General features: G+C 71.7%; 6 protein-coding genes. 4 read left to right on the forward strand and 2 right to left on the reverse strand.

Going from position 1 to position 6,401, the window contains the following annotated elements:
* Positions 1-1,520 (forward strand): DUF4173 domain-containing protein (locus D7V97_RS38260; protein WP_147445150.1); only part of this gene is annotated, 1,520 nt, incomplete at its 5' end.
* A 25-nt stretch (positions 1,521-1,545) separates the two neighbouring features.
* Complete coding sequence (locus tag D7V97_RS38265) at positions 1,546-2,427, forward strand: DMT family transporter (protein ID WP_120615528.1); 882 nt, start codon at positions 1,546-1,548, stop codon at positions 2,425-2,427.
* A 48-nt stretch (positions 2,428-2,475) separates the two neighbouring features.
* On the opposite strand, the gene D7V97_RS38270 is transcribed toward D7V97_RS38265, so the two are convergent.
* Both D7V97_RS38270 and D7V97_RS38275 read right to left on the reverse strand, forming a co-directional pair.
* The gene (locus D7V97_RS38270) at positions 2,476-3,666 is read right to left on the reverse strand and encodes a cysteine desulfurase-like protein (protein ID WP_120615529.1); all 1,191 of its coding nucleotides are present in this window, start codon (positions 3,664-3,666) and stop codon (positions 2,476-2,478) included.
* Between the two features lie 43 nt (positions 3,667-3,709).
* Entirely contained in the window at positions 3,710-4,324 is a 615-nt protein-coding gene (locus D7V97_RS38275; RefSeq protein WP_120615530.1) for a CAP domain-containing protein, read from the reverse strand.
* Between the two features lie 162 nt (positions 4,325-4,486).
* Between D7V97_RS38275 and D7V97_RS38280 the strand changes: the two genes are divergently transcribed.
* Positions 4,487-4,963, forward strand: a complete 477-nt coding sequence (locus D7V97_RS38280) for a putative toxin-antitoxin system toxin component, PIN family (RefSeq protein WP_233583499.1) — start codon at positions 4,487-4,489, stop codon at positions 4,961-4,963.
* A 293-nt stretch (positions 4,964-5,256) separates the two neighbouring features.
* Positions 5,257-6,401: penicillin-insensitive murein endopeptidase (locus D7V97_RS38285; protein WP_233583500.1), on the forward strand; the 1,145-nt coding region annotated here is incomplete at its 3' end.

Here is a 6,401-nt window from a genome sequence, read left to right on the forward strand (position 1 = left end):
CCCCCCTGCCGCCCCCGGCTGTCACCGAGACGGCCCCGTCCCGTCCGCTGCTGCCCTGGGTTCGCGCCCCGCGCCGGATGCTGGCGGCGTCCCTGTCGCTGGGACTGCTCGCGGAGGTCCTGCTGGACCGGGAGCGCTGGGGCCTGGGCTTCCCGGTGCTGGTGGCGGCCCTGGTGGGCGCGCTCGCGTGGCTGGGCGGGCGCGAGGGCTGGCAGCGCGCTCGGCCCAACGCATGGCTCCTGGTGCCGCTGGGCATCGTCACCGGCTTCGTGGCCGTGCGTGACAGCCCGTGGCTCCTGTCCCTCAACGTCCTGACCGCGGGCGTGCTCCTGATGCTGCTGGCGCAATTCTGGGCCGCGGGCCGGCTGCAGCGACTGGGCCTCACCGGCTATCCCTCCGTCGTGCTGGGCGCCGCGCTCCAGGCCTTCCGCTATTCGCCCGCGCTGGTGCGGGACAGCGTGGACGTGCGTGGCGTGCGCGCCCATGCCCCCCGCCTGCTGTCGCTGGGGCGCGGCCTGCTGCTCACGCTGCCGGTGCTGCTCGTGTTCGGGGTGCTGCTCAGCTCGGCGGACGGGGTCTTCTCCTCGACGATGGACCGGCTGTTGTCCTTCGACCTGGGCCTGGACGTGCTCGTGCAGCGCGGCGTCGGCATGGGCTTCAGCGCGTGCGTGGCGGCGGGAGTGCTGGGCCACGCGCTGCGCCGCCGCGCCGCGAAGGAGTGGGGCGACGCGGAGGTGGAGCCCGCCACGCCGCGCCTGGGCCTCATCGAAGCGCTGACGCTCATCCTCACCGTGGACGCGCTGTTCCTCCTCTTCGCGGGCTTCCAGGTGGCGTACCTGTTCATCGGCGACGCGTCCTCCCCCGCCTCCGGCTACTCCTTCGCGGAGTACGCGCGGCGCGGCTTCTTCGAACTGGTCGTCGTCTCCATGCTGACGCTGGCCCTGGTGATGGCGCTGACGCGCTGGACGCGCCGCGAGTCGCCCGCGGCCCAGGCCGTGTTCCGCGCGGGCACGTCGCTGATGGTGGTCCTCACGCTGGTCATCCTCGCGTCGGCGATGAAGCGGCTGTCGCTCTACGAGGACGCCTACGGCTACACCCTGCTGCGCCTGTACACGCACGTCTTCATGGTCGCGCTGGGGGCGGCGCTGGCCTGGCGCGCGGTGACGCTGTGGTGGCGGATGGAGCGCTTCGCGGTGGGCGCCTTCGCCACGGCGCTGGGGGCGGTCATCGCGCTCAATGTCATCAACCCGGAGGCCTTCATCGCCCGCCACAACCTGGAGCGCCATTCGCGCACCGGCACGCTGGACGTGGAGCTGCTGTCCCGGCTGTCCGCGGACGCGGTGCCCGCGCTGCTGCCCGCGCTCGCCTTCCTCTCCGAGTCCGACGCGGCGCTGCTCCTGGACGGCCACCGCGACAGGCTGTCGCAGCAGGACACGGTGCCCGAGTGGAATGCCTCCCGCTTCCTCGCGCGCCGGGCGCTCCTGCGGGCCGGCCCGTGGCGGGAGCCCGTGACTCCCTGATGGGGGGTGGTAAGAGTCCGGAGTCATGACCCCAGCCGGACGCCGCGCCCCCTTCCTGTCCCCGATTCCGGCGGTCCTCACCGCCGTGGTGAGCGTGCAGTGTGGGGCGGCGCTCGCGAAGGGGCTCTTTCCGGCGCTGGGCGCGATGGGGGCGACAGGCCTGCGCCTCATGCTGGCGTCGGTGATGCTGCTGGCCTTCTTCCGTCCCGCGCTGACGCGCTACACCCGCGCGCAGTGGGGGGCGGTCATTCCCTACGGCCTGGCGCTGGGGGTGATGAACCTGACGTACTACCTGGCCCTCGCGCGCATTCCGCTGGGGCTCACGGTGACGCTGGAGTTCGTGGGGCCGTTCGTGCTCGCGGTGGTGGGGTCGCGCCGGGCGCTGGACTTCCTGTGGGTGCTCTTCGCGGCGGCGGGCATCGTGCTCATCACCCCGTGGACGGCGCGGCCCGGAGGATTGGATCCGCTGGGCGTGGTGCTGGCGCTGACGGCGGGCGCGTGCTGGGCCATCTACATCCTGGTGGGTGGCCGGCTCTCCCGGCTCGTCCCCGAAGGGCAGGGCGTGGCGGCGGGCATGGTGGTCGCGACGCTGACGGTGCTGCCGTTCGCACTGGTGGGCGGGAACCTGGAGCGACTGACGCCGGGGCTGTTCGCCGCGGGCGTGGGCGTGGCGCTCCTGTCCAGCGCGCTGCCGTACAGCCTGGAGATGCTGGCGCTGGGCCAGCTGTCCAGCCGCGCCTTCGGCATCCTGATGAGCCTGGAGCCCGCGGTGGCCGCCTTGATGGGCTGGGTCTTCCTGCGCGAGCACCTCTCGCCCCTGCAATGGCTGGCGGTCGGGCTGGTGAGCCTCGCGTCAGCGGGGGCGACACTGACGGGCAAGCGTCCGGAGCCGCCCGTCGAGGTGTGACGGCCTGACAAGCCCCGGATCCTTCCCGCGTTCAGCGAAGGTGAAGCCTCACGGCAGCGAGTCCAATCCCGCCATCAGTCGCTCCACGTCCTCCTGGGTGTTGTAGTGCAGCAGCGACGCGCGCACGGCGCCGTCGGGCATGAGGCCCAGCGCGTCCGCCGCGAGCGTGGCGTAGTAGTGCCCCGCGGCGACGCCCACGCCCTGCCGGGCCAGGTGCTCGGCCACCGCGCGCGGCGGCAGGCCCGTCACGTTGAAGCAGAAGGTCGCCACGCGCCCCTGGGGCTGCTTCGGTCCGTAGAGGCTCACGCGCGGGTGTCGGGACAGCCGCTCCAGCGTGGTCTCCAGCAGCGGGCGCTCCAGCTCCTCGATGCGCTGGAAGGCCCGCACCAATCCCTCGCGCCCCGGCTGACCTCCGCCCAGCACCTCGCGCAGGTACGCGAGTGAACCCAGCCAGCCGGCCCAGCCTTCGTGGTTGGCGGTGCCCGGCTCGAACTTCTGCGGGCTGTCATCCGGCACGAACCACAGCTTGTCCGCTGGCAGCCCCGCGAGCAGCCCGCGCCGCACGTACAGGCAGCCCAGGTGCGGACCAAAAACTTTGTACGGCGAGAACACCGCGAAGTCCGCGCCCCACGCGCGCAGGTCCGGCAGGTGGTGCGGACTGGAGTGCACCGCGTCCACGAACACCCACGCGCCCACGCCGTGCGCCACCTCCGCCACGGCGGCGAGCTCCGGTGTCGCGCCCACGGAGTTGGCCGCCGCCGTTACGGCAACCAGCCGCGTGCGCGGGGTGACGAGCGCCCGCAGGTCCGCGGGCTCCAACCGCCCCTCCGGCCAGTGCGCGCGCCACGTCTTCACCTTCACGCCCTGCGCCTCCAGCGCGCGCCACGGGGCCGCGTTGGATTCGTGCTCCAATTCGGAGATGACGACCTCGTCTCCCGCCTTGAAGAGGCGCGAGAGCGCCCGGCCCACCTGGAAGGTGAGCGCGGTGGCGCTGGGGCCGAGCATGACCTCCTCCGGTAGACAGTGGAGGAACTCCGCGGTCTCCGCTCGCGCGCGGGCCTTGAGCGCGGTGGCCACCTGCGAGGCGGCGTAGGGCTGGCCCACGTTGCAGCTGCCCCCCGTGAGGAACTGGCTGATGGCGTGGATGCAGTGCGAGGGCACCTGCGCCCCCGCGGCATTGTCCAGGTAGCTGAAGCCAGACCGCAGGGCGGGGAAATGCTCGGCGTACGGGGAGGTCATGGGCCCGGCAGCATAGGGCACCCGGGCCCTGTTGCCATGGCGCCTACGGCGTCCCGAAGTCCTGCGTCCAGTAGGCGCGGTAGGTGCTGGTGGGCGCGTTGAAGTAGCCGATGCCCGTCTGCTTGAGCGCCCCGTTCATGATGTTGTTGCAGTGCCCCGTGCTGGCCATCCAGCCGTCCACCACCGCCTGCGCGGTGCCGTAGCCCGCGGCGATGTTCTCCGCGGCCGTCCGGTACGTGTAGCCCGCGGAGTTCATCCGCTGCCACGGCGTGGAGCCGTTCGAGCCCGTGTGGCTGAAGAAGTTGTTCGTGCCCATGTCCTTGGAGTGCTTGCGCGCCGCGCAGCCCAGCCGCGTGTCCAGCGTGAGCGCCGCCACCGGAGGCTTGACGACGCCACCACACGTCGCGCCCGCCGCGCGGCGCTGGTTGATGAGCGTGAGCACGTTGTTCTCCAGCGTCACCCACGCCGGATCCCACGTCGTCACGTCGTCACAGTAGGCCGCGCTCGCGCTCACGCCGCCTCCCGCCACGTCCGTCTGTACGGGCGGGACGACGACGCCCTCTCCCTGCGACATGGGCACTTCCTCGCCACCACAGCCCGCCAGCAGGGCGGAGGCGCTCAGCAACGTCAGACACAGCGAACGGGAGAACACGGTCATGGACAGACCTTTCGTCGGCGCACGGGCCGAAGGAGGGAACTACGACAAGAACCATCTCTCTCCTTTATTCCGGGTTTTGACCATGGACATGCCGTGCATTGGGATTGACTGGTTGGAGGGCAGGTTGAGTTGGCGGCGCTGCTGACGGAAAGTTCTTCTTCCGTGACGACTCCTTCCGCTGTGCCTGCTGTTCGTTCCGTGGTGTTGGACACCAACGTGGTGCTGGATGTCTTCGTCTTCGACGACGCGTTCGCCCGCCCCTTGAAGGAGGCGCTGCTGGCCGGAGCGCTGACGGCGTGGGCGGATCGGCACACGCTGCGGGAGCTGGAGCTGGTGCTCGGCTACCGCTCGTTCGCGCTGACGGCGGAGGCGCAGCAGGCGGTGCGGGAGCGGTACGGCGCGCTCGTGCGGGTCGCGGACGCGGAGGGCGGCGTGGCGGTGGAACTGCCCCCGTGCCGGGACCGCGACGACCAGAAGTTCCTGGTGCTGGCGGCGCGCGTGGGCGCGACGTGGCTGGTGAGCAAGGACAAGCGCGTGCTGTCGATGGGCGGAGGGCGACGGCTGCCCTTCGACGTGCTCACGCCCTGGCGCGCATCGCTGCTGCTACAGGCGCGGACCGCATCGCCCTCGGAGGGCTGAAGCAAGCAGGCAGGGATGCACACCGGGAGTCAAAATCGCGGTCGGCGCTTTGTGGCATGGGCTTTCTCGGGCCATCCTTCGGCCCGGTGCGTTCCTCACTCCTGATCCTCCTGTTCTGCGCCGGCTGCGCCGCGCGTGTCGTCACCCCCGTCCAGGCCCCGGCCCCGGCTCCGAGCCAGGCCGCGCCGACCGCCGAGGCTCCGGCCCCGGCGACTGCCCCGACAGGCGCTCCGGCGACTGCTCCGACAGGCGCCCCGGCGACGGGTGAGGCCCCGGCCGCCGCCGCGGCGCCGGTGACCGCCGCCCCCGCCGCGATGCCGTCCCCCGCGGAGGTCGCCGCCGTCGTCACCGACGCGGCCGTGCGCGACAACCCGTGCCCCACGGGGACCGAGGCCGAGGAGGAGGACGACGACGCGGCGGTGGCCACCGACGACGAGGGCGTGAGCGAGGAGGGCGAGCTGCAGGCGCCGCTCGCGCCCGCCGCGCCCGCGGGCCCCCTGTACACCGCGGACCTGTCCGACGAGGCGCTCACCGAGGCGTGGAAGAAGGACCCCGGCACGCTGGGCTCCATGTCCATTGGCTTCGTGGAGAGCGGCCGTCAGCTCAACAGCCACCGCGTCCCGGATGACAAGGACTGGCTCGTGGTGTCGCCGGAGATCGCCTGGGGCACGGAGGAGACGGTCAACTACGTGATGACCGCCATCCGCGCGGTGCGCGCGCAGTACCCGAACGTGCCCCCGCTGCGCGTCAACCGGCTGTCCACCAAGGACGGCGGCTACCTGCGCCCGCACAAGAGCCACCAGAACGGCCGCGACGTGGACCTGGGCTTCTACTACCCGACGGCGGAGCCGGTGCGCGCGAAGGAGCGGGAGCGCTACATCGACGTGGCCATGAACTGGGCGCTGGTGCGCTCGCTGGTGACGAACACCGACGTGCAGATGATCCTCGTGGACAAGCGCGTCCAGAAGGTCCTCTACGACTACGCATTGAGCGTGGGCGAGGACAAGGCGTGGCTCGACGCGCTGTTCAACGCGGGCTTCAACTCCGTCATCAAGCACGCGCGGCGGCACCGCGACCACTTCCACGTGCGCTTCTTCAACGCCCGCGCGCAGGAGCTGGGCCGCCGGGTGGCGCCGCTGCTGGCGCTCCAGCCGGACCAGAACCTCATGATGTACAAGGTGCGCAACGGGGACACGCTGGGCGGCATCGCGATGCGGAACAACTCCAGCGTGGTGGCCATCAAGAAGGCCAACCGGATGCGCAACACGTTCCTGAGCATCGGCCGGCGGCTGGTGATTCCGCTGAAGGGCCCGTGCACGCATTGCCCCATCCCGCCGCCCGTGCAGTTGCCGCCGCGCCGGCTGCCGCCCCAGACGCAGGCCCTCGCTTTGGTGTCCACGACGCCCCCGGCTTCGGGCAAGCTGCCCAACCCCTGTAC

This window comes from Corallococcus sp. CA053C, from assembly GCF_003611675.1.
GTDB lineage: Bacteria > Myxococcota > Myxococcia > Myxococcales > Myxococcaceae > Corallococcus.

What these genes read in the sequence shown, in the direction of transcription:
- D7V97_RS38265 (WP_120615528.1), top strand. Translation starts at nt 1,546, where the DNA reads ATGACCCCAGCCGGACGCCGCGCCCCCTTCCTGTCCCCGATTCCGGCG.
- D7V97_RS38275 (WP_120615530.1), bottom strand. Translation starts at nt 4,324, where the DNA reads ATGACCGTGTTCTCCCGTTCGCTGTGTCTGACGTTGCTGAGCGCCTCC.
- D7V97_RS38270 (WP_120615529.1), bottom strand. Translation starts at nt 3,666, where the DNA reads ATGACCTCCCCGTACGCCGAGCATTTCCCCGCCCTGCGGTCTGGCTTC.